This window comes from Frigoribacterium sp. UYMn621, assembly GCF_040549525.1.
Classification (GTDB): domain Bacteria; phylum Actinomycetota; class Actinomycetes; order Actinomycetales; family Microbacteriaceae; genus Lacisediminihabitans.
Genome location: NZ_JBEPTM010000009.1, coordinates 52,320 through 77,623 on the forward strand (window position 1 = coordinate 52,320; position 25,304 = coordinate 77,623).

22 protein-coding genes are annotated in these 25,304 nt (G+C 65.8%); 15 read left to right on the forward strand and 7 right to left on the reverse strand.

Translation table 11 applies throughout. The annotated features are described in order from the left end of the window. Nucleotide 1: 1 nt before the first annotated feature. Nucleotides 2-1,369 carry a sugar transferase gene (locus tag ABIB54_RS13915; protein ID WP_354576119.1) on the reverse strand — a complete coding sequence of 456 codons (1,368 nt, stop codon included), beginning with the start codon at nucleotides 1,367-1,369 and terminating at the stop codon, nucleotides 2-4. A gap of 611 nt (nucleotides 1,370-1,980) precedes the next feature. Between ABIB54_RS13915 and ABIB54_RS13920 the strand changes: the two genes are divergently transcribed. The 4 genes from ABIB54_RS13920 to ABIB54_RS13935 all read left to right on the forward strand — a co-directional run bounded on the left by ABIB54_RS13920 (nucleotide 1,981) and on the right by ABIB54_RS13935 (nucleotide 4,582). Beyond that, complete coding sequence (locus ABIB54_RS13920; RefSeq protein ID WP_354576120.1) at nucleotides 1,981-2,598, forward strand: CDP-alcohol phosphatidyltransferase family protein; 618 nt, start codon at nucleotides 1,981-1,983, stop codon at nucleotides 2,596-2,598. An 85-nt stretch (nucleotides 2,599-2,683) separates the two neighbouring features. Next, nucleotides 2,684-3,160 carry an FHA domain-containing protein gene (locus ABIB54_RS13925; protein WP_354576121.1) on the forward strand — a complete coding sequence of 159 codons (477 nt, stop codon included), beginning with the start codon at nucleotides 2,684-2,686 and terminating at the stop codon, nucleotides 3,158-3,160. Continuing rightward, nucleotides 3,160-3,861, forward strand: a complete 702-nt coding sequence (gene ftsR / locus ABIB54_RS13930; protein WP_354576122.1) for a transcriptional regulator FtsR — start codon at nucleotides 3,160-3,162, stop codon at nucleotides 3,859-3,861. The genes ABIB54_RS13925 and ftsR overlap by 1 nt, the downstream gene beginning before the upstream one ends. A 172-nt stretch (nucleotides 3,862-4,033) precedes the next feature. Then, nucleotides 4,034-4,582 carry a MerR family transcriptional regulator gene (locus ABIB54_RS13935; RefSeq protein ID WP_185203613.1) on the forward strand — a complete coding sequence of 183 codons (549 nt, stop codon included), beginning with the start codon at nucleotides 4,034-4,036 and terminating at the stop codon, nucleotides 4,580-4,582. A gap of 204 nt (nucleotides 4,583-4,786) precedes the next feature. Here the strand turns inward: ABIB54_RS13935 and ABIB54_RS13940 are convergent, their stop codons facing one another. Next, entirely contained in the window at nucleotides 4,787-5,593 is an 807-nt protein-coding gene (locus ABIB54_RS13940; protein WP_354576168.1) for a ParA family protein, read from the reverse strand. 122 nt (nucleotides 5,594-5,715) lie between these two features. Between ABIB54_RS13940 and ABIB54_RS13945 the strand changes: the two genes are divergently transcribed. From ABIB54_RS13945 to ABIB54_RS13955, 3 genes are all read left to right on the forward strand, one after another. Next, on the forward strand, nucleotides 5,716-9,120 hold the full coding sequence (locus tag ABIB54_RS13945; RefSeq protein ID WP_354576123.1) for a pyruvate carboxylase: 3,405 nt from the start codon (nucleotides 5,716-5,718) through the stop codon (nucleotides 9,118-9,120). A gap of 112 nt (nucleotides 9,121-9,232) precedes the next feature. Next, on the forward strand, nucleotides 9,233-10,591 hold the full coding sequence (locus tag ABIB54_RS13950; protein ID WP_354576124.1) for a MinD/ParA family ATP-binding protein: 1,359 nt from the start codon (nucleotides 9,233-9,235) through the stop codon (nucleotides 10,589-10,591). A gap of 68 nt (nucleotides 10,592-10,659) precedes the next feature. Beyond that, nucleotides 10,660-11,148 (forward strand): peptide deformylase, encoded by a 489-nt coding sequence (locus tag ABIB54_RS13955; protein WP_354576125.1) that lies wholly within the window; start codon nucleotides 10,660-10,662, stop codon nucleotides 11,146-11,148. 267 nt (nucleotides 11,149-11,415) lie between these two features. Here the strand turns inward: ABIB54_RS13955 and ABIB54_RS13960 are convergent, their stop codons facing one another. Then, a complete protein-coding gene (locus tag ABIB54_RS13960) occupies nucleotides 11,416-11,709 on the reverse strand; it encodes a GIY-YIG nuclease family protein (protein ID WP_354576126.1) in 294 nt (97 codons plus the stop codon). A gap of 546 nt (nucleotides 11,710-12,255) precedes the next feature. Then, entirely contained in the window at nucleotides 12,256-14,079 is a 1,824-nt protein-coding gene (locus ABIB54_RS13965) for an AMP-dependent synthetase/ligase (protein WP_354576127.1), read from the reverse strand. A 180-nt stretch (nucleotides 14,080-14,259) separates the two neighbouring features. Here ABIB54_RS13965 and ABIB54_RS13970 point away from each other — a divergent pair, with 180 nt between their 5' ends. From ABIB54_RS13970 to ABIB54_RS13980, 3 genes are all read left to right on the forward strand, one after another. Next, the gene (locus tag ABIB54_RS13970) at nucleotides 14,260-15,207 is read left to right on the forward strand and encodes an ROK family glucokinase (RefSeq protein WP_354576128.1); all 948 of its coding nucleotides are present in this window, start codon (nucleotides 14,260-14,262) and stop codon (nucleotides 15,205-15,207) included. Nucleotides 15,208-15,258: 51 nt separating this feature from the next. Next, nucleotides 15,259-15,948, forward strand: a complete 690-nt coding sequence (locus tag ABIB54_RS13975) for a lysophospholipid acyltransferase family protein (RefSeq protein WP_185203625.1) — start codon at nucleotides 15,259-15,261, stop codon at nucleotides 15,946-15,948. A 117-nt stretch (nucleotides 15,949-16,065) separates the two neighbouring features. Next, entirely contained in the window at nucleotides 16,066-17,394 is a 1,329-nt protein-coding gene (locus tag ABIB54_RS13980) for a class II 3-deoxy-7-phosphoheptulonate synthase (RefSeq protein WP_354576169.1), read from the forward strand. 101 nt (nucleotides 17,395-17,495) lie between these two features. Here ABIB54_RS13980 and pknB read toward each other — a convergent pair whose 3' ends face one another. Next, entirely contained in the window at nucleotides 17,496-19,433 is a 1,938-nt protein-coding gene (pknB, locus tag ABIB54_RS13985; RefSeq protein WP_354576129.1) for a Stk1 family PASTA domain-containing Ser/Thr kinase, read from the reverse strand. A 99-nt stretch (nucleotides 19,434-19,532) separates the two neighbouring features. Continuing rightward, entirely contained in the window at nucleotides 19,533-20,840 is a 1,308-nt protein-coding gene (locus tag ABIB54_RS13990) for a LysM peptidoglycan-binding domain-containing protein (RefSeq protein WP_354576130.1), read from the reverse strand. A gap of 191 nt (nucleotides 20,841-21,031) precedes the next feature. Here ABIB54_RS13990 and ABIB54_RS13995 point away from each other — a divergent pair, with 191 nt between their 5' ends. Continuing rightward, complete coding sequence (locus ABIB54_RS13995; protein WP_185203631.1) at nucleotides 21,032-21,373, forward strand: Rv2175c family DNA-binding protein; 342 nt, start codon at nucleotides 21,032-21,034, stop codon at nucleotides 21,371-21,373. 28 nt (nucleotides 21,374-21,401) lie between these two features. Here the strand turns inward: ABIB54_RS13995 and ABIB54_RS14000 are convergent, their stop codons facing one another. Further along, on the reverse strand, nucleotides 21,402-22,523 hold the full coding sequence (locus ABIB54_RS14000; protein ID WP_354576131.1) for a polyprenyl synthetase family protein: 1,122 nt from the start codon (nucleotides 22,521-22,523) through the stop codon (nucleotides 21,402-21,404). A 77-nt stretch (nucleotides 22,524-22,600) separates the two neighbouring features. Between ABIB54_RS14000 and ABIB54_RS14005 the strand changes: the two genes are divergently transcribed. The 4 genes from ABIB54_RS14005 (at nucleotide 22,601) to ftsL (ending at nucleotide 25,301) form a co-directional block, all read left to right on the forward strand. Next, nucleotides 22,601-22,966: an SCO2097 family morphological protein gene (locus ABIB54_RS14005; RefSeq protein WP_185203634.1), complete on the forward strand. Its 366-nt coding sequence runs from the start codon at nucleotides 22,601-22,603 to the stop codon at nucleotides 22,964-22,966. A gap of 231 nt (nucleotides 22,967-23,197) precedes the next feature. Continuing rightward, nucleotides 23,198-23,629, forward strand: coding sequence for a division/cell wall cluster transcriptional repressor MraZ (gene mraZ, locus ABIB54_RS14010; protein ID WP_354576132.1), 432 nt, complete (start codon nucleotides 23,198-23,200; stop codon nucleotides 23,627-23,629). Between the two features lie 107 nt (nucleotides 23,630-23,736). Beyond that, nucleotides 23,737-24,690 carry a 16S rRNA (cytosine(1402)-N(4))-methyltransferase RsmH gene (rsmH, locus tag ABIB54_RS14015; protein ID WP_354576170.1) on the forward strand — a complete coding sequence of 318 codons (954 nt, stop codon included), beginning with the start codon at nucleotides 23,737-23,739 and terminating at the stop codon, nucleotides 24,688-24,690. Next, entirely contained in the window at nucleotides 24,687-25,301 is a 615-nt protein-coding gene (gene ftsL / locus ABIB54_RS14020; protein WP_354576133.1) for a cell division protein FtsL, read from the forward strand. The genes rsmH and ftsL overlap by 4 nt, the downstream gene beginning before the upstream one ends. Nucleotides 25,302-25,304 lie beyond the last annotated feature (3 nt).

Genomic DNA, 25,304 nt, shown 5'->3' on the forward strand with positions numbered 1-25,304 from the left:
GCTAGTACGCTCCTGTCGGATTCACAAGCACGCGGAAGGTTCGCCAGATTATGACGAGGTCGCCGATGAGCGACCAGTTCTCCACGTAATAAAGGTCAAGTCGGACGCTCTCGTCCCAGTCGAGGTTCGACCGTCCGTTGACCTGCCACATGCCGGTGAGTCCGGGCTTGATGTATAGGCGGCGGTGAACACGATCCCCGTAGTTCTCGACCTCGGTCATGAGTGGCGGACGAGGTCCGACCAGGCTCATTTCTCCGATGAGGATGTTCCAGAGCTGGGGCAGCTCGTCCAGGGAGTATTTGCGAAGAATCCTGCCAATACGCGTGATGCGGGGATCGTTCTTCATCTTGAAGAGAACTCCGGCGCCTTCGTTCTGGTCGAGAAGCCCGGCAAGGTCGTCTTCCGCGGTCTTCACCATCGAGCGGAACTTGAGCATGAAGAAAGTGCGCCCGTCCTTCCCGACTCGTTCCTGCCGGAAAAATACAGGACCCTCGCTGTCTCGCCTGATCAGCAGGGAGATCGCCACCATCAGGGGGGAGAGGATGAGCAGTGCCACTCCGGAGGCCGCGACATCGAGACCGCGCTTCAGCACATGCTTGCCCCCCTCGTAGTGAGGGAGCTCCACGTGCATCAAGGGCAGTCCTTCGACCGGGCGAAAGTGAATGCGCGGGCCGGCCACGTTGGTCAAACGAGACGCGACCACGAGCTCGGCTCCCGTTCCCTCGAGATCCCAGCCGAGGTCCCGGATGAAATGCTCATCACTTCCGGGATGCCCCGCCACGATGACGGCATCGACGCGAAGTTGCCCGGCGACGTGAGCAACCGATTTGAGGTCGGAGACCACCGAGACGCGGCGGGAGTTCACGGTGACGGAGTGCCCATCCTCTAGATCGACCGCGGCACCGATCACCTGGTATACCGAGACCGCCTTCTTGTCGATTTGTCCGATGACGTATTCGACGTCGCTCGCCTTACCGACGACTATCGCCCGGGATATGAACCGCCCTCGGCTCCGCTGGCGCACCAGCCACCGGCGCCAAAGCCACCGGTTGACGAGAAGGCCGAGGAGTCCCATGGGGAGCGCCAAGACGAAGAATCCGCGGGCGACTCTGATATCGAGAATCGCCAGACTGATTGCCAGCAGCCCAAAAGCGAGAACGCTGGCGTACACGACGTTGCGATATTCGGCCAGGCCGATGCCGACCACTCGCGAGTTTCGCGTATGCATCGCGCTCAGCGAGATCACCCAAGCGGTGACGATTACTACGGCGAGCATCCAGTAGCCGGCGGCAAATTGAGGGAGATCAGCGGCATCGCCATCCCACCAGAATCTCGTGGCGAAAGCTCCCAGTACTGCGACCAGGATCACCGCAAGGTCCGTAGATACCAACCGACTGCGATAGCGGCTGGCCCATGTAGGCGTTCCCGGTGATACCGGGGCGATCGCCGGATCGATTGCGGGAAGAGTTGTGTCGACCAGCCGCAGAGATGGTCGCTCACGGCGGGGCCGCGACGGGCGCGTCAGTGTTCGGGTGCTCGGCGAGCGACGGATCTCTGTCATGAGATCGCGACCGCGGAGCGCTGCCGGGTGGCTGGCGCTGTGCTGCGTTGCACGCCCGTTGGGGGACGGGAGAAATGCACATCGGGTGGATGCATTGTTTTCGCCTGCGTTTCGGTTTAACAGGTGTTAGACGCAGTGCCACACGTGCTACGGGAAACGGCGACGAAGCGCCTGGGTAAGCGCCTCACAACATGACTCACGCAGTCGGGGATACGCACTGAATCGTTCGGGACTTTTGCTGCTGATGATGCTGTGCCATCACACGGATGGCACGAGGTCTGGGTGGGTGCCCAAAACCTTTATGTGATCCTATAACACCCCGAGATGAATTTTTGCCCCTCTTTTGGGGGCCACAGGGTAAATAGCGTTCAGAGAGCCCGACGCATCTGATGCGATCGGCCCCCGATAGACTTTGGCGCGTGGAACCCGAGCAGAGCTACCAGGTGAGTTCCCGAATCCTCACGATTCCCAACATCCTGAGCTTCATCCGGCTGCTGATGGTCCCGGTGTTCCTGGTGCTCATCGTGCGCGGTGAAGACGGCTTCGCTCTTCTCGTGCTGGTCATTTCGAGCGTCACCGACTTTCTCGACGGTGTCATCGCCCGAAAGCTCAACCAGGTCACCCGTCTCGGGCAGTTGCTCGATCCCGCCGCCGACCGACTGTTCATCTTCACCGCGTTGATCGGTCTTGCCGTTCGCGGAGTCATCCCCTGGTGGCTCGTGATCGTGATCGTGGGTCGGGACGTGATGCTCGCCATTCTCGGGATCACCCTGGCGAATTTCGGCTACGGCCCGCTGCCGGTGCACCATCTCGGAAAGGTGGCGACGTTCTGCCTGTTCTACGCGCTGCCGATCCTGATGATCGGACAGGCATTCCCTGCGCTGGCGTGGATCACGGTGCCGTTCGGGTGGGCCTTCGCCCTCTGGGGAGCCTTCCTGTATTGGTGGGCCGGAGTCATTTATCTGCGCGAAACCGTGCGCGTCACAAGAATCCCGCGACCCGGCGGCGTCATCGAATCGGATACGCTGGGTCGCTAGCAAGGGTCGTCACCCGAGAGTCGGTCCGGCGATGACAGCAACGATGCGCCGCTCGTGAGAGCTCGGCGAATATGGGAGGTGCGACATGGTCGATCCGGGCAACCAGGATGACGCAACAGGAGACCAGCCTCGCGACACCGATACCACGCTTCGCCTCACCACCGATTTCGAGGCCCAACTGGCCGCGCTCGAGGGTGAAGTATCGGCGGAGGAGAAGGCGGCGATCGCCGCACTGCCCTCCGGATCGGCACTGCTGGTGGTGCGCCGCGGACCGAACACCGGCGCCAGGTTCCTTCTCGACGCCGACGTGACCACGGCAGGCCGGCATCCGAATGCCGACATCCTCCTCGACGATGTGACCGTCTCGCGCCGACACGCTCAATTTCTCCGCCACGGCACGGTCTTCGAGATCAAGGACCTCGGGTCGCTCAACGGCACCTACTTCGACGGCGTGCGCATCGATACGGCTCTTCTTCGCGACGGGGCGGAGGTGCAGGTGGGCAAGTTCCGCCTCACCTTCTACGCCTCCCGATTGGATCTCGCGCACCAGGCGAGCAAGTAGTGCCCCGCGCGTCCGCCCAGGCCCGCGTGCCTGGCGCCGCTCCGCTGCTCAGCATCGGCCAGGTGCTTGCGCGGTTGACCGCCGAGTTTCCGGATCTGACGCCGTCGAAACTCCGCTTTCTCGAGGAACGCCACCTGATCTCGCCGGCCCGTACCGAATCCGGTTACCGCAAGTTCTCCCCGAGCGACCTCGACCGCTTGCGCTTCGTGCTCACGATGCAGCGCGACCATTACCTTCCGCTCAAGGTCATCCGCGGCTATCTGGACGAGCTGGATGCCGGACGCCCGCCCGCGCTACCGGGAGGCTCCACGTTCGCCTCTCCCTCCATCCTCTCGGCCGAGCGACGGATGTCGAGAGACGAGCTCATCCGTGAGGCCGGTGCCACGCCGCAGCTGCTGAACGACGCCGTGTCGTCCTCCCTCGTCGCTCCGGCGGATCACTATGGCGAGGAGGCCCTCGCCGTGCTGACCTCGCTGGTGGAGTTGCAGCGCTCCGGAATCGAGCCGCGGCATCTCCGCGGCTTCCGCGCCGCCGCCGAGCGCGAGCTCGGGCTGATCGAGAGTGCCCTCATCCCCGTCGCGCGCCGAAAAGACGCGTCGAGCAGGGCCAAGGCAGGCGAACTCGCGCGCGAGATCGCCGGCCAGCTCGAGATCGTGCGATCGAGCCTGATTCGCTCGGCACTGTCGCGCCTCGACCCCTAAGCTGAAAGTTCCCGATCTTCGACGTCGAGAGCGCAATCTCGCCGACACGCCGACACCTCGGATCGACAATGCGGCCCAACCGGGCGGTCCTCTCGGTAACGTGGGTCGGGACAGAAGTATCAACCACTCCTTGAGAGTTGAGGGTGGTCGACAACAGGTGGAAGGCAGTCAGATGAGTGAGCTCAGTACCCGTAACGAGGATTCTCGTTACGACCTCGGACTGCTCTTCACCGACGGCCTTCCCGACCTCGACGACACCGCCGGTTACCGCGGAGCGGTCGCCGCTCGCGCCGCTGGCATCAGCTACCGCCAGCTGGACTACTGGGCACGCACGGAACTCGTCGAGCCGACGGTGCGAGGCGCCGCCGGATCCGGCTCGCAGCGTCTCTACGGCTTTCGCGACATCCTCGTGCTCAAGCTGGTCAAGCGCCTTCTCGACACCGGGATCTCGCTGCAGCAGATTCGAACCGCGGTCAACCAGTTGCGTGAGGCCGGCGTCAGCGACCTCGCCCAGACCACGCTCATGAGCGATGGAGCGAGCGTCTACCTCTGCACCTCCAACGACGAGGTCATCGACCTGGTCAGCCGCGGCCAGGGCGTTTTCGGCATCGCGGTCGGCAAGGTTCTGCGCGAGGTGGAGAACAGCCTCGTGGAGCTCGACTCCGAGCGTCCGGACGTCGCGGACGAGCTCGCCGCGCGCCGCGCAACCCGCGCCTCCTAGGCCGGCTCCGAGCGCTCCCGGCGGCGCCATCCCCTGCCGCTGCCGTCGCACCTGCCCTACCGTTGCCCCTGCCGAAAACGCAGGACATTCACCACGAACGGGGTCGTTTCGCGGCAAAAGGGGTCTTCTGGTGGCGGATGTCCTGCGTTTTGGGATTGCGGAGGGGCTCCCGGTGCCGGTGACCTGGGAAGGCGCTCGCACGAACTACGCAGTGACCGCGTATTCGCCGATCTTCGCGGTGCGCAGTACCCGGTCGAGCAGCAGGTCGAAGTTGTGTGCCATCTCCTGGGCACTCTCGCCCGGCCAGACGTGCAACGGCTTCGCCGCGCCCTGCGCCTGCTGAAGCGAGGTGCGCTCGGGCAGCTGGGGACTGAGCACCAGGGGGCCGAACATGTCTCGCAGTTCCTTGATGCGGAACTGGTGCTCCAGGGACTGCACACGAGCGCGGTTCACGATGATGCCGAGCGGCTGGAGCCGGGGGGAGAGTCCGCGACGGATCTCCTCGATGGCGCGCAGCGCCCGGTCGGCCGCGGCGACGGAGAAGAGGCCCGGCTCCGTGACGACGGTCACACGATCGGAGGCGGCCCAGGCCGTGCGGGTGAGAGCGTTGAGAGAGGGCGCGCAGTCGATGAGCACGAGGTCGTAGTCCGCTTCGACCGTGGAGAGCGCCTCTTCGAGCTTCCAGATGTCTTTGATGCTCGGGTGCGGGCCGTCGAAATTGATGGCCGCGGGGCTGCCGATCATCACGTCGATCTTGCCGGGGCGGCCCTTCGTCCAGCCGCTCGGAGCGATCGCGGCGCGCACGATCTTCTCCTTCGGCGACCCGAGCACATCGGCGACGTTGAGGTGACCGGCGACGTTGATGTCCATTCCGGTCGAGACATCGGACTGGGGATCGAGGTCGACGACGAGGGTTCGCAACCCTTTCGAGAAGGCCGCAGAAGCCAGCCCGAGCGTCACTGTTGTCTTTCCGACTCCACCCTTGAGAGAGCTGACGCTGAGTACATGCACGAGGGACCACGATACCTTCACTAGTCTAAAAGAACCTAAATCTAGGGCGCGCGCACAGTGCCTTGGCGGGGAATCGGCTGCACAGCTCGGCCCTAAACTGGCCGGAGATTCGAAAGGACCAGATGTTCACCAAGATCCTCGTGGCCAATCGTGGCGAAATAGCCATCCGTGCCTTTCGCGCCGCCTATGAGCTCGGCGCTCAGACCGTCGCTGTCTTCCCGTACGAAGACCGCAATTCGATGCATCGCCTCAAGGCGGACGAGGCCTACCAGATCGGCGAGCCGGGCCATCCGGTGCGCGCCTACCTGGATGTGTCGGAGATCATCCGCGTCGCGCTCGAGTGCGGCGCCGACGCCATCTACCCGGGCTACGGATTCCTCTCTGAGAACCCCGAACTCGCCGAAGCGGCCGCTTCCGCCGGGATCACCTTCATCGGGCCGGGCCAGAGCGTGCTCGAAATGGCCGGAAACAAGGTGACGGCCAAGGAACACGCCATCGCCGCGGGAGTGCCAGTGCTCGCTTCCACCCCGGCGTCCAAGGACGTCGACGAATTGCTGGCCGGCGCCGACGCGATCGGTTTCCCCATCTTCGCCAAGGCTGTAGCCGGCGGCGGCGGACGAGGGATGCGTCGGGTAGAGAGGAAGGAAGACCTGCGAGCCGCCCTCCTCGAGGCCATGCGGGAGGCCGACAGCGCCTTCGGTGACCCCACCATGTTCCTCGAGCAGGCAGTCGTACGACCTCGTCACATCGAGGTACAGATCCTGGCGGACGCCGCGGGCGAGACCGTGCACCTCTTCGAGCGCGACTGCTCCGTGCAGCGACGCCACCAGAAGGTGATCGAGATCGCGCCGGCACCGAACCTGGACGAAGAGACCCGGCAGGCGATGTACCGCGATGCGATCGCCTTCGCGAAGTCCATCGGCTACGTCAACGCGGGCACCGTCGAGTTCCTCCTCGACACCGCGGGGGAGCGCAAGGGCCAGCACGTATTCATCGAGATGAACCCGCGCATCCAGGTGGAGCACACCGTGACGGAAGAGGTCACCGACGTCGACCTCGTGCAGTCCCAGATGCGCATCGCCTACGGCCAGACCCTCGCAGAGCTCGGCCTGCAGCAGAAGGACCTCCGCCTGCGCGGCGCCGCGCTGCAGTGCCGCATCACGACAGAGGATCCCGCCGCGGGATTCCGCCCCGACACCGGCAAGATCACCACCTACCGGTCACCGGGTGGTGGCGGCATCCGTCTCGATGGCGGAACCATCGATCCCGGCACCCAGATCAGCCCGCACTTCGACTCCATGCTCGTGAAGATGACCTGCCGGGGCCGTGACTTCCCGGCGGCGGTCGCGCGGGCGAAGCGCGGACTCGCCGAGTTCCGCATCCGTGGCGTGTCCACCAACATCCCCTTCCTCCAAGCCGTGCTGGACGACCCGTCTTTCCAGGCCGGCGATCTCAGCACCTCCTTCATCGAGGAGCGCCCGGAGCTCTTCGACACCTATCAGTCGAAGGACCGCGGCACCAAGATCCTCAACTGGCTCGCGGATGTCACGGTCAACCGCCCGAATGGCGATGGAGTCGGCATCATCAATCCGGCTCTTAAACTGCCGGAGTTCGACATCAGCGAGCCGGCGCCCGCCGGGTCACGGCAGCGTCTGCTCGAGCTCGGACCTGTCGGTTTCGCTTCGGCCCTGCGAGCCCAGACGGCTCTCGCGGTGACCGAGACCACCTTCCGCGACGCGCACCAGTCCCTGCTCGCCACCCGGGTTCGCACCAAGGATCTCGTGGCCGTCGCACCCTATGTGGCTCGCATGACCCCCCAACTGCTGTCGGTGGAGGCCTGGGGCGGGGCGACCTACGACGTTGCTCTGCGCTTCCTGGGCGAGAACCCCTGGGATCGTCTCGCCGCGCTGCGCGAGGCACTGCCGAACGTCGCCATCCAGATGCTTCTGCGAGGTCGCAACACCGTCGGCTATACGCCGTACCCGACCGAGGTGACGGATGCCTTCGTGCGCGAAGCCGCCGCGACCGGTGTCGACATCTTCCGCATCTTCGACGCGCTCAACGACGTGTCCCAGATGCGTCCGGCCATCGACTCCGTGCTTGAGACGGGATCTGCCGTCGCCGAAGTCGCCCTCTGCTACACGGGCGACCTGCTCGATCCGGCGGAAGACCTCTACACGCTCGACTACTACCTGAAGCTCGCCGAGCAGATCGTGGACGCCGGGGCGCACATCATCGCCATCAAGGACATGGCCGGCCTGCTTCGGGCGAGCGCCGCGGAGAAGCTCGTCACGGCCCTGCGCGCGCGGTTCGACCTTCCGGTGCACGTGCACACCCACGACACCGCGGGCGGCCAGCTCGCCACGCTGCTCGCCGCCAGTCGCGCCGGAGCGGACGCGGTGGATGTTGCGAGTGCGCCGATGGCCGGCACGACCAGCCAGCCCTCCGCATCCGCCCTCGTCGCCGCCCTCGCCCACACCGAGCGGGACACCGGGATCTCGCTGCAGGCCGTCTCCGACCTCGAGCCCTACTGGGAGGCCGTGCGCCACGCGTACAAGCCCTTCGAATCCGGACTGCCGGGACCGACCGGCCGCGTCTACCACCACGAGATCCCGGGCGGGCAGCTGTCGAATCTGCGCCAGCAGGCGATCGCTCTCGGCCTCGCCGACCATTTCGAGAAGATCGAAGACCTCTACGCGGCGGCCAACAAGATGCTTGGCCGCCCGCCGAAGGTGACCCCCTCGTCGAAGGTCGTCGGCGATCTCGCTCTCGCCCTTGCCGCGGCGAACGCCGATCCGGCCGACTTCGAGCAGAACCCCGACCGCTACGACATCCCGGACTCGGTGGTCGGGTTCATGGCGGGCGAACTGGGGGACCTGCCGGGCGGATGGCCGGAGCCGTTCCGCTCCAAGGTGCTCGCGGGACGCACGGTGAAGATCGGCATGGAAGACATCACGGATGCCGACCGCGCTGGCCTGGCCGGCGACGCGGAGTCGCGCCGGTCCACCCTCAATCGCCTGCTGTTCGCCGGCCCGACCAAGACCTTCGAAGCGGTGCGCGAGCAGTACGGCGACCTCTCCGTGATCGACACTGTCGACTATCTCTACGGCCTGCGCCAGGGTCAGGAACACGTCATCGATATCGAGAAGGGTGTGAGCCTCTACATCGGGCTCGAGGCCATCGGTGAGGCCGACGACAAGGGCATGCGCACCGTCATGACCGTGATCAACGGCCAGATGCGACCGGTGTTCGCCCGGGACCGTGGCATCACCGTCGACAGCAAGGCGGCAGAAAAGGCCGATTCCACGGTGCCGGGTCAGATCGCCGCCCCGTTCTCGGGCGTCGTCACCCTGCAGGTCACCGAGGGCGACACCGTCGCGGTCGGCCAGACCGTCGCCTCGATCGAGGCCATGAAGATGGAGGCGGCCATCACCGCCCCGGTCGCGGGCATCGTGAGGAGACTCGCCATCCCGCGCACGCAGCAGGTGGATGCCGGTGACTTGATCGTGGTGATCGAACCAGCCTGATCGAACCGGGCAATTCCCGCGTACAGTCGGCCCCGAACGGCGTCATTCGACCCTCGCGGTAGAGTGGGGGGTTGTTATTGCGCTAATTTCAGCACAACGAAGGGTTACCGGCATGCCGAGCAGAAGCAGGGAATCGGAGAGCCACGATCCGCTTTCCGATTCCGAAGCGGGCTACGGCTTCGCCGATGGAGCGACGGATGACCTCGCAGCGAGCCTGCCGCAGAGCCTCTCCATCGAGGTGAGCCTGCCAACGACAGTGCACGCCGCGCCCGACGACGAGCTCGCCGTCGCGATCGTCGAAGTGCCGGTGAATCCGGGTTCGGTCGAGGTGGCACAGCCCAGCACGATGTCGATCGCCGTCGTTGCGCCGACCCCGTTGCCCGAGCCCGTTCCCGCGCCCGTCGTGATTCCGGAGCTGCCGACCAACGACGGTCGCGCCCTCGGGCGTCGAGATGTGAGTCGCCGCGACGCGGTCACCGCCAATCCGGGCCGACGCGATCGCAGCCGCGGCGAAGTCTCCCACACGCCGGAGGCCGCGAACATGCTCACCGCGGACCGCCTGATCGATGCACGCAAGAAGAAGCCGGTGAAGCCGGAAGGCGGCCTGAACGCCTTTCTGTATGCCGCGACCCTGCACCTCGTGAACCTCGGCGACTCTCCCAAGGTGCTCGCCCGCAAGGCGATCGAAGACCGCGTCGACAAGAGGTTCGAGGGCGGGGCCCGCTTCATACCGGTGCTCACCCGCAAGGGCGGAGTCGGCAAGACGACCATCACGGCGCTGCTCGGGATGGCGCTCAGCGACATCCGGGAAGACCGCATCATCGCGATCGATGCCAACCCGGACCGCGGCACCCTGTCCGAGCGTGTCAACAAGCAGACACGCTCCACGGTTCGGGATGTCGTGACCCTCGCCCCCAGCATCAATAGCTTCAACGACTTCACCACGATGGTGTCGCGCGACGAGACGCGCCTGGACATCCTCGCCTCGGACACCGACCCGCTGCTCTCCGAGGCCTTCGACGAGAACGACTACAACGTGGTGGCCGACCTTGCCGCACGCTTTTATTCGATAGTGCTCACCGACTGCGGCACGGGCATCGTGCACTCGGTAATGCGAGCGACCCTGCAGCGTGCGGACTCGGTGGTGATCGTCTCCGGAGGCAGCGTCGATGAGGCGCGCCTCGCCTCCGAGACCCTCACCTGGCTCGAGGCCAACGGATACCAGGATCTCGTCAAGAACGCCGTGGTCGCCCTCAACACCGCGACCCAGGGCACCAACCTCGTGAAACTTGAGGAGATCGAGGCGCACTTTAAGTCGCGCGTGCGCGAGATCGTGCGCATTCCCTATGACCCGCAGCTCGCTGCCGGTTCTGTGATCAACTATCGCGAACTCAAGCCGCTGACGAAGGCATCCGCCCGCGAGCTCGCTGCGCTCGTCGTCGACGGACTGCCATCCCGCCAGGGCGCCTGAGCGACCGCGGTCCGGTGCTTCCGCCGGAGCCGCCATCACCCTCCACCCTCGAAAGCGAGCCACCGAGCATGACCGAGCGACAGATCCGCATCTTCGGCGATCCGGTGCTGAAGACCGTATCCGACCCGATCCGTCCGACCGATGACGTGACCGGTCTGGTCGCCGACCTTCTCGACACCGTGAAGATCCCCGGTCGCGCGGGGGTGGCGGCACCGCAGATCGGCGTGAACCAGCGAGCCTTCAGCTACAACGTCGACGGGCAGATCGGGTACATCATCAACCCGGTGCTCGTCGAGCTGTCGGGGGAGCCGGAGCTCGTCGACGAAGGCTGCCTCTCGGTGCCCGGCTTCTATTTCGAGCGGCTGCGCTACCCCTTCGCCCGAGTCACCGGCGTGGATCTCGACGGCAATCCGGTCGAACTGAGCGGAGACGGCGTCATGGCTCAGGCGCTTCAGCACGAGACCGACCACCTCGACGGAAAGCTCTACATCGAGGGTCTCGAGAAGGGCCTGCGCCGCGAGGCGATGACGGCCATTCGCAACAGCGACTGGTTCTGATCGCGCCCGCCCGCTGGTCGAGTAGGAGCGCCAGCGACCTCTGCCGGTCGAGTAGGAGCGCCAGCGACGGCCTTCTGCTGGTCGAGTAGGAGCGCCAGCGACGGCCTTCTGCTGGTCGAGTAGGAGCGCCAGCGACGGCCTTCTGCTGGTCGAGTAGGAGCGCCAGCGACGTGTCGAGACCCTGTGCTGGTCGAGTAGGAGCGCCAGCGACGTGTCGAGACCCTTCTGCTGGTCGAGTAGGAGCGCCAGCGACGTGTCGAGACCCCTTCACCCCGATTGCCGTCGATACCGACTGCGGGAAGCGCCTGGAAGCCGGTCATACTCACCAGCGATCAGTGCTTCCCGCTTGCGGCGACTCCATCCCTGCACCTGCTTCTCGCGCTCGTACGCTTCATGGACGAATTCGTACTCTTCAGCGAACACGAGCACGACGGGAAGTCGCTTGCGCGTATAGGCGGCACCGGCTCCCGTTCCGTGCTCGAACATCCGGCGTTCGAGGTCGCGCGTGCTGCCGACGTAGTAGCTCCCGTCGGCGCACCTGAGAATGTACATGTGGGGCATGCCGCAAGCCTGACCGGTGGTGTTGGTCGAGCTGGCTCCAGGGAGCGGAATAGGCGCAGTCGAGATGGATCCCGCGGGCTGTTCAGGAGGGGAGTCGGTGTGCGCACGGGATGGGCGCCGCGAGGGGGCCTCGACACGTCGCTGGCGCTCCTACTCGACCGGCACAGGTGAGTTGGTCGAGTAGCGCCCGACGGAGGAGGACGCGTGTCGAGACCGGCTCTGGGGTCTCGACACGTCGCTGGCGCTCCTACTCGACCGGCACAGGTGTGTTGGTCGAGTAGCGCCCGACGGAGGAGGACGCGTGTCGAGACCGGCTCCGGGGTCTCGACACGTCGCTGGCGCTCCTACTCGACCGGCTCCGGGGTCTCGACACGTCGCTGGCGCTCCTACTCGACCGGCACAGGGCCGTCGCTGGCGCTCCTACTCGACCGGCACAGGGCCGTCGCTGGCGCTCCTACTCGACCAGCTGAAGGGCCGTCGCTGGCGCTCCTCCTCGACCGGCACAGGGCCCGCGCTGGCGCTGCTCCTCGACCTGCGGAGCTGGGGTCAGACCGTGGCGATTCCCTCCGTGGTGGGGGCTCCCTGGTACATGCCCTCGATATCCGCCGCGAAGTCCGTGAGGATCACGTTGCGCTTGATGCTGAGTTTGGGCGTGAGGTGCCCGCTCGCCTCGGTGAGGGGCTTCGTGAGAATCACGAACTTACGGATCGACTCCGCGCGCGACACCATCGCGTTCGCGGAATCCACGGCGCGCTGAATCTCCGCGACGACCTTCGGAAGCTTCGCGGCCTCTTCGATCGGCATGTTCGCGTCCTCCGCGTTGTTATTGAGCCACACCGGCAGCATCTCCTCGTCGAGGGTGACCAGGGCGCCGATGAAGGGTTTCTGCTCGCCCACCACGATCACCTGGTCGATGATCGGATTAGCGCGGATGGGATCCTCGAGCTGGGCGGGCGAGACGTTCTTGCCTCCCGCGGTCACGATGATCTCCTTCTTGCGGCCGGTGATCGAGAGGTATCCGTCGTCGTCGAATTCGCCGATGTCACCGGTCTTGAACCATTCGCCGTCGAAGACCTTCGCGGTCTCTTCGGGGTTCTGCCAGTAGCCGTCGAAGATGTTGATCCCCTTGGCCTGGATCTCGCCATCCTCGGCGATCCGCACCGAGACGCCGGGCAGGGGCGGGCCGACCTTGCCGATCTTGAAGTTGGATGGACGGTTCACCGAGATGGGTGCCGTCGTCTCGGTGAGTCCGTAGCCCTCGAGGATGGTGATTCCGAGGCTGCGGTAGAAGTGGCCGAGCCGGAGGCCGAGGGGAGCGGATCCGGAGACGGCGAACTTGACGTTGCCTCCCATCGCCGCACGGATCTTGGAGAGCACGAGGCGGTCGAGCACCGCGAACTGGAGTCTGAGCCCAAGGGGCACGTTTCCGGCATCCAGCGCCTTGGAGTGCTCGATGGCCACCGCGGCTGCCCGCCGGAAGATCTTGCCCTTGCCCCCGCTCTCCGCCTTCTGCTCTGAGGAGTTGTAGACCTTCTCGAACACTCGCGGCACCGCGAGGAGGAAGGTCGGCTTGAAGGAGGCCATGGCAGGCAGCAGCTGCTTCGTGTCGGACTGGTGCCCCACCTGTACCCCTCCGTGGATGCTGAGCACGGCGATGAACCGGGCGAAGATGTGGGCCGTGGTGATGAAGAGCAGTGTGCGGGACTCGGTGTTCACGACCTCGGGGATCGCCATCGCCGCATTGCGAGAGAGCTCCACGAAGTTGGAATGGGTGAGGATGCAGCCCTTCGGCCGCCCGGTCGTGCCGGCCGTGTAGATGAGGGTGGCGAGGTCGGAGCCCTTGGCGATCACCCGTCGACGTTCGATCTCCTCATCCGTCACCTCCGTGCCGCTCGCGGCGAGCTTGTCGAGATCGCCGAGGTTGATCTTCCAGGCGTTGCGGATGAGCGGCAGATCCGCGTAGACCTCGTCGAAGCGGGCGAAGTGGTCGGGCGTCTCGGTGATCATGGCGATCGCACCAGAGTCGGCGAGATTCCACTGCACCTGGCTGGGGGAGGAGGTCTCATACACCGGAACGAGCACGGCGCCGGCGAACCAGGTGGCGAAGTCGATGAGCGTCCACTCGTAGCGCGTCTTGCACATCAGCCCGATCTTGTCCCCGGGCTGGATGCCGGCGGCGACGAGGCCCTTGGCGAGTGCGACCACCTGGGCGAGGAACTCGGATGCCGAGACATCCGTCCACCCGCCGGTGGCGGTGGGAAGCGCGAAGAGAGCGCGATCCGGGGTGGCTTTCACGCGGTCGACGAGCAGATCCGTCGCGTTTGCGTCGGGATCGGCTGCGACGAGAGCGGGTACGTCGTATTCCTGCACGGCAACTCCTTCGGGGCCGGCACGGGCTCCGGTGAGGAGCCGTTTCGTGCACTATCGGGGCGAGGGAGGCGAATAGCAGAAGCCCGCCCCCGTTACCTAAACTCTAGGTGGTGCGTCCGCGAAGCCCCGTACCGCTTGTATCTCGCTCTCACAACAACTCCCGGAAAAAGGTCGCCGCACGTGCATGCAATCGGAATTGACATCGGCGGCACCAAGATCGCGGGAGCTCTCGTCTCTGAGCTGGGTGAGATCATCGTGGAGGATCGCCTGCCCACCCCGACCGCCGGGTCGGAGCAGATCGTCGATGCCGTCGTCGCGATGATCCAGCGCCTGAGTGAGGGGCACGAGGTGAAGGCCGCAGGCGTGGCGGCCCCCGGCTTCATCGACGCCGCGCAGTCGATCGTCTACTACACACCGAACATCCCGTGGCGCAGCGAGCCGCTTCGCCAGCTTCTCAGCGACCGGCTCGACCTTCACATCACCATCGACAACGATGCCAATGCGGCGGGCTGGGCCGAGTTCCGCTTCGGAGCGGGTCGCCTGTACAGCGACATGACCATGCTGACGATCGGCACCGGTGTCGGCGGCGCGATCGTGAGCCAGGACCGGCTCTTCAGGGGAGGTTTCGGCGCGGGTGCCGAACTCGGCCACATGCGCGTCGTGCCGGACGGCCTTCCCTGCGGCTGCGGCGCGCGCGGATGCATCGAGCAGTACGGATCGGGACGCGCACTGCTGCGCATGGCGAACGAGATCGCGGATGTCGGCGGCATCGGTCTCGGGCTCGCCGCGGTGCGCAAGGAGCGCGGCACCCTTGCCGGGCCGGACGTCGCGCAACTGATCGTCGTCGGCGACCCCGGCGCGCTGAAGGCGCTGCGGGAGCTCGGCACCTGGCTCGGCCAGGCCTGCGCCTCGCTCAGCGCGGTGCTCGACCCGCAGGTCTTCGTCTTCGGTGGCGGCGTGGCTGTGGCGGGTGACCTGCTGCTCGACCCGATCCGCGAGGCGTACCTCACCCACCTGCCGGCGCGGGGATTCCACCCCGAACCGACTTTCGTCATCGCGGAATTGGTGAACGATGCCGGCGTTGTCGGTGCCGCCGACCTCGCACGACTCCACGCCGAGGACCGGTAGCGGCACGCAAAGCCGTTAGAGTAGGGCAATCTCTGAAGGCGCAGGTTTCACATGTTTTATTGGTTCATGAAGAACCTGGTGGCGGGGCCGCTTCTGAAGACCGCCTTCCGCCCGTGGGTCACCGGGCACGAAAACATCCCGAAGACCGGCGGGGTGATCATGGCGTCGAACCACCTGTCCTTCATCGACTCGGTGTTCCTTCCGCTGGTCATGGACCGTCGCATCAGCTTCCTGGCGAAGAGCGACTACTACACGGGACGCGGCACCAAGTCCTGGCTGATCAAGAACTTCCTCAAGGCCACCGGGATGATCCCGATCGATCGCTCCGGCGGCAAGGCCTCCGAGGCATCACTCCAGACGGGCCTTGGCGTTCTCGCCCGGGGTGAGGTGCTCGGCATCTACCCCGAGGGCACCCGCAGCCCCGACGGCCGGCTCTACCGCGGACGCACCGGCGTCGCGCGCATGATCCTCGAGGGCGGCGTGCCCGTCGTGCCAGTCGCGATGATCGACACCGAGAAGGTCATGCCCATCGGCTCGCGACTTCCCAAGGTGCGTCGCATCGGCATCGTCATCGGCAAGCCCCTCGATTTCTCTCGTTTCGAGGGCATGGAGGGCGACCGTTTCATCCTCCGTTCCATCACCGACGAGATCATGTACGAGCTCGACCGGCTGAGCGGCCAGGAATACGTGGACGTGTACGCCTCCTCCGTCAAGGAAAAGCAGGCTTCTCTCAGCCGGTAGGCTGGGATGTCGGGCCATTCGCCCGCACGCACCCCGCTTGATCAGCCCCGAGGCATTGAGGAACCACCCCCTGTGTTTGCCAGCAATGATGACCCGGTCGTACTCGCAGATCCCTCAGTGATCGCGGGGCTCGACCATTGGCGCACACTGCCGATCAAGCAACAGCCGCAGTGGCCGGATGCATCGGCCGTGCAGGCCGCGTCGGCCGAGATCGCCACACTTCCACCTCTCATCTTCGCCGGTGAGGTCGACGTGCTGCGCGAGCATCTCGCCTCGGCCGCACGGGGCCAAGCCTTCCTGCTGCAGGGTGGCGACTGCGCCGAGACCTTTGCCGGGGCTACGGCGGACGCCATCCGCAACCGGGTGAAGACCGTGCTGCAGATGGCCGTCGTGCTCACCTATGGAGCCTCGACCCCGGTGATCAAGATGGGGCGCATGGCCGGCCAGTTCGCGAAGCCGCGCTCGAGCGACACCGAGACCCGGGGAGACGTGACCCTTCCGGCGTACCGCGGCGACATCGTCAACGGCTTCGACTTCACTCCGGAATCGCGCGAGGCCGACCCGCGCCGGCTCGTGCAGGGGTACCACACCTCGGCATCCACCATCAATCTCGTTCGCGCCTTCACGCAGGGCGGCTTCGCCGACCTGCGCGAGGTGCACCGCTGGAACCAGGGCTTCGCCCGCAACCCCGCGAACGTGCGCTACGAGCAGATGGCCCACGACATCGACAAGGCCATCAAGTTCATGGAGGCGGCGGGCGCCGACTTCGACGAGCTCAAGCGCGTGGACTTCTACACGAGCCACGAGAGCCTGCTCATGGACTACGAGCGCCCGATGACGCGCATCGACTCACGCAATGGCGAACCGATCAACACCTCGGCGCACTTCCTCTGGATCGGTGAGCGCACCCGCGACATCGACGGCGCCCACGTGGACTACATGTCGAGGGTGCGCAACCCGATCGGCGTGAAGCTCGGCCCGACGACCAAGATCGACGACATGCTGCGGCTCATCGACAAGCTCGATCCCGAACGCGAACCCGGGCGACTCACGTTCATCACCCGCATGGGTGCTGGCAAGGTGAGGGATGCCCTCCCGCCGCTGCTCGAAGCGATCAAGCAGGTGGATGCCAACCCGCTTTGGGTGACCGATCCGATGCACGGCAACGGTCTGACCACGCCCAACGGCTACAAGACCCGTCGCTTCGACGACGTCGTGGACGAGGTCAAGGGCTTCTTCGAGGCACACCGTGCCGCGGGCACGTACCCGGGCGGCATCCACATCGAGCTCACCGGAGACGACGTGACGGAGTGCCTCGGCGGGTCGGAGCAGATCGACGAGGCCACCCTCGCGACGCGCTACGAGTCGCTCTGCGATCCGCGCCTCAACCACATGCAGTCGCTCGAGCTCGCGTTCCTCGTGGCCGAGGAGCTCGCGGCGCGCTAGCCTGCGTGCTCGATTTCGCCCGACTGGGTGCCGGTCTGATTAGCCCGGTGGTGGCATGGTGGCAGCGCCGCCGACGATGAACGCGCAGTTCGCTCGTGAGGCTAGAAGCTGTTGAAGTTGACCTTCACCGTCGAACCCTTGTCGACCATCGATCCGGCCGTAGGGTCCGTCTTGCCGACTGTGACGACCAGCGCCACGGCATCTGCTGCACGGTTGTAGCTGGGTTTGAAGCCCGCATCGAGCAGGGTCTGCTTGGCCTTTGCCCACGTCATGTTGATGACATCCGGAACAGCGATCTGCTCCTTGCCCTTGGAGATCGTCAGCGAGATTGGATCTCCGGGACGGATGACGGCGCCGTCAGCCAGGTCCGTGCCGATGACGCTGCCCGAGGGCACTGTGTCGCTGTACTCCTGGCGACCCGGTGTCGCAGTGAGTTGCACCGCCTTGAGGATGTTGGTCGCCTCCGCGAGGGTCTTGCCCGCGACATCCGGGATCGCACCCACCGAGACGACGAGAGAGATGGGCTGTTTCTCGCCGTAGGTGGTGACCGTCGTGAGGTCTAGTGCATCGGTGCCGAATGCCGAGATCACGGTGTCTTTCGAGATCTTGGCGTCGAATTGCTTCGACGAAGCCTTCGAGTCGTAGCGGAAGCCGGCATCCCTGATGTTCTGGATTGCAGCGTTCTGCGCCTCTCCCACGAGCGTGGGAACGGCGATGTTCTTGGGACCGCTGGAGACCAGAAGGGTCACCTGGCTGTCCTTTGCCACCCTCGTCCCGATGGCCGGGGTGGTCTGCGCCACGGCTCCCTTCGGCACCTTCAGCGAGGGCGTCTGCCCGGGAGTCGGGTTCACGGTGAGCCCGAGGCCGCTCAGGGTTGCGGTCGCCGCGGCCGGAGACTGCCCGGCGAGGTCGGGGATCGCGACCTGCGCGCCGGGTCCCGTGCCGAAGTACCACCCGGTGCCGCCGGCGAGTGCGGCGAAGAGGATGACGAGGGCGAACAGCCAGAAGCCCTTGCGTCGTCGCTGCTCGCTCTTCACCGCGAGGGTGTTGGCGGTCTCCGTGAGGATCGGGCCGGTGCGGTGACGTGCCTTGGGGGAGAGGATCTGCGTGTCACCGGTGCTCGACGGCGCGGCCACCGCGGAGGGCATGATCATCGTGCGCTGGATGGCAGTCGCCGCCGTCGGCGGTTCCTCGAGTCTCAGCAGCGCTTCGGTCTCGTGAAGCTGGTCGAGCATGGCCTTCGCGTCCCGCGGGCGCTGGTCGGGATCCCGAGCCGTCGCCCAGAGCACGAGCTCGTCGAGTTCGGCGGGCACCCGCGGATTCTTCGTGCTCGGGGTCGGCACGGTGTCATTGGCGTGCTGGTGGGCGATCTGGAACGCCTGCTCGCCGCGGAACGGCTGCTCACCGGCGAGCATCTCGTAGAGCATGATGCCGACGGCATAGATGTCGCTGCGCGCATCGGCCACACCGCGGGTCACGAGCTCGGGGGAGAGGTAGGCGATCGTGCCGAGCAGGGCGTTGCCGGTGGCCGTATTGGCCGAGGCCGCGCGCGCGAGTCCGAAGTCCCCGATTTTGATGCGTCCGTCATCCGCCAGGAGCACATTTTCGGGCTTGAGGTCCCGATGGACGATGCCGTTCTTGTGGGCGGCGGCGAGACCGGAGAGGATCGCCTCCATGATGTCCATCGCCTGCATCGTGGTGAGCACCTTGTGCTCCGTGAGCAGGTCGCGCAGCGTGATGCCGGGAAGGTATTCCATCACCAGGTAGGCGGTCTCGCCGTCCTGCCCCTGGTCGTAGACGTTCACGACATTCGGGTGCGCCAACCGCGCCGCCGAACGCGCCTCCTGGATGAACCGGGCCTTGTACTGCGAATCATCGGCGAGGTGACCGTGCATGACCTTGATCGCGACACGGCGTTCGAGGCGCAGGTCCGTGGCGAGATACACCGTGGCCATGCCGCCCCGCGCAATGCGCGAACGCACCTGGTAGCGACCGTCGATGAGACGTCCGATCAGGGGGTCAGTGCTGCTGGTGGTCACCAAACGAGTCTAGGGATCGAGTGTCGCAACATCCGGCTAAAACACCGGGCGCGGGCCTCACCGATGCCAGCTTTTGCCGCAATCGTTATGTTGGGTGGCCTACGTGAGGGAGGCGAGCCAGGAACGAGCCGAGGTCTCCCATTTGGCGTAGGCGGAGGGGAAGCCGGAGAGCTGCACTGACTGGGCCGCATCCGTCACCGACTTGGACTGCCAGCCGGGGATGTCGAGAAGCCCGCGGGTGTTCGCGGCGTTGGGGTTCTTGGGTCCGCCGAAGAACAGCCGGGCGGCGTAAGTGGGCTGCAGGATCTGGGACGGAGTGCCCCATCCCGTGCTCGGACGCTGCTGGAAGAGGCCGATCGAGTCGCGGTCGCCGTAGTTCAGGTTGCGCAGGCCCGACTCCTGTGCCGCAGCAGCGAGAGCGATGACGAGTCCATAATCCGGCACACCGAGCGAGCGGCCGACGGAGACGATGGTGCGCGCATTCGACGCCATCTCGCTCGTCATCGGCACGACTGCGGCCGGGGAGGTGGGCACCGTCGAAACGGCCGTGGGGATCACCAGAGTGTGCCCGGCGTAGATGATGCTCGACCAGGTGAGCCCATTGGCCGTGAGAATGGCCTGCGAGGTCACCCCGAACTTCGCGGCGATCTTCGCGATGGTGTCCCCGCTCGCGATGCTGTATCTGGCGGGAGTGCCCGCTGCGGGCGCTGCCGAGGGGGCCTCGATGATGCGAACCTGGCTGGCCGGGGTCACGGATGCCACGCCGGTGCGTCCGGGAATGGCAATGGTCTGGCCCGGGTAGATGATGCTCGTCCACGCCAGCCCGTTGGCGCTCAAGAGCGTCTGCGTGGCGAGACCGAACTTCGCGGCGATCCCGCCGATCGAGTCGCCCTTCTGGATCGTGTAGCGGCTCGTCGGGGTCGCGGCGATCGGAGCGACAGCCGCAACGGCGCCGCTCGTGCTGAGCTTCAGGGTCTGGCCGGCGAAGATCACGGACTTCCAGCTGAGTCCGTTGAGGGCGAGAACCGAGGCGGTGGCGAGGCCATAGCGTCCGGCGATGCTCGAGACCGTGTCACCGGCGACCACCCGATAAGTGGCGGGCGCGGCCGCGGCTACTGTCGTCGCGGCCTGGGAAACGGGGGCAGCGACGGGGTTCGTGGCGGCGCGAGCGGCGGCGGTGAAGGCATCGCGGATGCTCGTGCCGAGTTCGGAGGGAGTGGCCCGAGGTTTGTCGCGGCGCAGGTCGGTGGAGTGCACGGGACCGGTCACGTTGAGGCTCATCGCCATGGTGCCGGCGAGCACGATGGGAATGGTGTTGAAGAGGCCGCGAGCCAACTTGCCCTGGTCGGCACGGTTCGCCTGGCGTCGCGTGCTGCGGGCATCGCCCGTTTCGAATGTGTTCGTCATGCTCAAACCTCTGTCTATCTCTCGCCCCCGAGATAAGCCCGGAACCCGCACTCGGGCATCACGCCATCACAGAACGCTGACACACATCTATAACAGTGTCAATTAGCGGGGCGCATGTTGTTTGAGTTAACACGATGGAAACAAAACTCGAAGAGTTTGCAGGAGCGTCCGCTTCTGGCAGCATTGCGTTCGTGACTACTGCTTCGGACACCCGCTGGCTCACCCTTCCCGAACTCGTCGATATCCTCGGAATCGGCGTGAGCAAGGTGCGGCGGTTGATCGAGGACCACAGCCTTCTCGCCTCGAAGATCGACGGTGTCTGGAAGGTACCGGAGTCGTTCATCCGCGATGCAGAGCCGCTTCCGGAGCTGCGCGGAACGCTGCTGGTGCTGCATGACAGCGGGTACAGCGACGACGAGGCGATGCACTGGCTGCTCACCGAGGAGGAGAGCATCGGCATCCCGCCGATCGACGCGCTGCGAGCCGGCCGCAAGGCAGAGGTGCGCCGGGTCGCGCAGGCTCTCGGGTTCTAACTCCCCGCGCTGCCGCGCGCGGCGCGGGTCACGCGACCCGCTTGATCACGGTGTCGGCGAGCTGCACGAGCTGCTGCTTCGACGACTGGCTGAGCGGGGCATCCGCGATCGCGGTGATCGCGAGCTTCACGTTGTGATCGATGATCTGCTCGACGTGTTCGACCGCACCGCTGTCGCGGATGGAGGCCTGGAGCATCGTCACCTGCTGGGGAGTGAGTTCGGGGTCCCCCAGCAATTCGTCGAGGAGGCTCGTCGAATTCGAGGGGAGCTTGGTTCGCGCGAGAGCGATCAGCACCGTGCGCTTGCCCTCGCGGAGGTCGTCGCCGGAGGGTTTCCCCGTGGTCTCCGGATCGCCGAAGACACCGAGCAGGTCGTCGCGCAACTGGTAGGCGATTCCCAGCGGCAGTCCGAATTCCCGCAACGCCGTGACCTGTTCGATCGATCCGCCGGCCAGCGCCGCGCCGATCGCGAGGGGTGCCTCGATGCTGTACTTCGCGGATTTGTAGACGATGACCCGGTGCGCCCGGGACAGGAGCTCCGGCTCGGGATAGTTGCGCCAGCTGCGCTCCTCGAGGATGTCGAGATACTGGCCGACGGTCACTTCGGTGCGCATCCGGTTGAATTCCGCTCGAGCGGCCACCCGGGATGCGGGAGAAGACAGCGCCTGCAACCCGGAGTCGAAGAGTTCGTCGCTCCAGCTCAGAAGGAGGTCGCCGAGGAGCAGGGCGGCGGACTGGCCGAACCCGCGAGCGCTTCCGGTCCACCGACCGTCGTCGTGAAGACCCTCGAAGCGCTTGTGCGCACTGGGCATACCGCGACGGGTGTCGGAGTTGTCCATGATGTCGTCGTGCACGAGCGCGGCGGCATGGAAGACCTCGAGGCCGCTCGCGGCGAGCACGATCGCCTCGAGGTCGCTCGGGGCGCTGCGGTCGGGCATCACATCGAACGCCGTCGTGTGGCCGCTCACGGACTGCCACCCCCAGTAGCAGAACAGCGCGCGAAACCGCTTTCCGCCCCTCAGCAGATCCCGCGAGAAGTCGATGAACGGGGCCAGGTCCGGCCCGATCGAGGCGAGCAGTGGCTCCCTCTCGTCGAGAAAGGCATCGATGTCGTTCTGGACAAGGTCAACTAACCGCTTACTCTCAGGCACAGTTATAGCCTAGCCACGTGGGGGAGCCTACAATTGGCATGTATCACCACCACGCCTCTGACCTGAAGGGAGTCATTATGCCGCTGTCAGAACATGAACAGCGTCTCCTGGACGAGATGGAACGCAGTCTCTATCACAACGACGCCGACTTCGTCGCGACCGTCGGATCGGGTCGAGGGCGCCCCACCTACCGTTCCATCGTGATCGGCATTCTCGTCGGTCTCGTCGGGGTCGCGGTCATCGTGGCGGGAGTGATGCTCCAACTCGCCATCCTCGGTGTCGCCGGCTTCGTCGTCATGTTCGTCGGCGTGCTCGTGGCGATCTCGTCTCCGCGGCGCCTCGTCGAAGAGCCTCCCCGCCCCACGGAAACGCGTTCCAAGGCGACCTTCATGGATCGCATGAACGAGCGGTGGGACAAGCGTCAGGACGGGCGCGAGCAGTAAACAGACTTCACAGATTTGGGCCGATCGAGAGATCGGCCTTTTTTTGTGCCCATTTTTGCTCCGGATTCTGCCAAGTAGCTCCATTTCCCTCCACTCTCGACTAGCCCGGTATTGCAGGGAAGTTCACCCCAGAAAGGGGCAATTTGGCGCGCTTTTCATTGATTTGTGGTGGAGAGTGGAGTAAAGTGGAGTACACCTGAATCCAGGCCGGAGAATGAGGGGGAGTGGCCGATGTTCCTTGGCACGCACACCCCCAAGCTCGACGACAAAGGCCGCATCATCCTTCCGGCCAAGTTCTGGTCGGAGCTCGAATCCGGCATCGTCATCACCCGCGGCCAGGAGCACTGCCTCTACGTGTTCTCCACCCGCGAGTTCGAGGCGCTTCACGACCGGATCCGCCAGGCTCCCGTCACCAGCAAGCAGGCACGTGACTACCTGCGACTCTTTCTCTCCGGCGCCAATGCCGAGGTGCCGGACGCCCAGCACCGTGTCACGATTCCCGCCGGCCTTCGCGCCTACGCCGGCCTCGGCCGCGACCTCACCGTGATCGGTGCGGGCAACCGGGCGGAGATCTGGGACACCGCCGCGTGGGAGACCTACTACTCCGAGCAGGAGAGTGCCTTCGCCGACACGACGGAGGAGGTGATCCCGGGACTCTTCTAGAGCCCTTGTTCCTGACTCCCAGCCGTCGATTCGCCCTGACATCACTTCCCCGGTGACAGGTCGGACGGATGGGGATCAGGAACAAGGAACAGAAGACACCGGCCACCATGGTCGAAAACCAGATCCACACCCCCGTGATGCTCGAGCGGAGCATCGAGCTGCTCAGCCCCGCTCTCTCCCACCCGGGCGCCGTGCTGGTGGATGCCACGCTCGGCATGGCCGGCCACGCCGAGGCCTTCCTCCAGCGATTCCCCGAGCTCGTGCTCGTGGGGCTCGACCGCGACACCGACGCCCTCGCCATCGCGGCAGAGCGCCTCGCCCCCTTCGGCGACCGGGTGCACCTCGTGCACACGGTCTACGACAGGTTCGAGGAATCCCTCCACGAGCTGGGCATGGCCGAGGTGTCGGGGATCCTCTTCGACCTCGGAGTCTCGTCTCTGCAGCTCGACCGGGTGGAGCGCGGGTTCTCCTACTCCAAGGACGCTCCGCTCGACATGCGGATGGATGCCACGTCGCCGCTGACTGCCGAGCGCATCCTCGCGGACTACAGCGAGACCGAGTTGCGTCGCATCTTCTGGGAGTTCGGCGAGGAACGTCTCGCCCAGCGCTACGCCAAGAAGATCGTGGAGACGCGCGAGACACGGCCGCTCGTGCGCTCTGCCGAACTCGTCGAACTGATCACCGCCGCGACCCCCGTGGCGATCCAGCGCAAGGGTCACCCGGCCAAGCGGGTCTTCCAGGCGCTTCGCATCGAGGTGAACCAGGAGCTGTCGGTGCTCGAGCGGGCCATCCCGGCCGCGCTCCGCTCGCTCGCCGTCGACGGTCGCATCGTCGTGCTCTCCTACCAGTCGCTCGAAGACCGCATCGTCAAGCGCGCCCTGGCCGCCGCATCCTCTTCCACCGCTCCTGCGGGGCTCCCCATCGAACTGCCGGAGCACCGGGCAGAGTTCACCCTTCTCGTTCGCGGCGCAGAACTCGCCACCGACGACGAAAAAGCCGCGAACCCGCGGTCCACCCCAGTGCGGCTGCGCGCCGCGTCACGCATCCGGAGGGCCGCATGAGTAACACTCTCGCCATCGATCTGCCAGATTTCCTTCCGGCGGAACGCGAGATCCACCCCCGCCACATCGAGATCGTCTCGAGCCGCAGCCAGAAGCGGGCCCGCCCCCGAGTGGTCTACGCCCTCGTGGCCATCGCCGGCCTGTTTGTGATCCTCATTGCGCAGCTTCTGCTCAGCATCTGGCTGTCGAACGGCGCGTACGAGATCTCCGGCCTGCAGCAGACCCAGCGCGACCTGTCGCGCGACCAGCAGTCCCTCGCCGAGTCCCTCAACGTGTTGCAGTCTCCGCAGAACCTCGCCGGTCAGGCATCCGCGCTCGGAATGGTGCTGAACACGGGCAGCCAGGGCTTCCTCAGCCTCTCCGGAGGGGTCACTCGAGCGCCCACCCCGGCCACGGCCGACACGGCTGTTGCGGCGGACGCCGCTACCTACACCCCGAACGCACTGATCACCCCCGACATCTCTGCCCTCGGCGCGACGGCCGCGGCGGCCACGGCGGCGACTACGGCGGCGACCGCTGGCGCGCCTGCCGCACCGGCGGGTGTGGGGTCGGTAACGTCCACTCCGGGGGCTCCGGCACAGGTCGTGCTGCCGTCGCCGATCACTCACTGACCA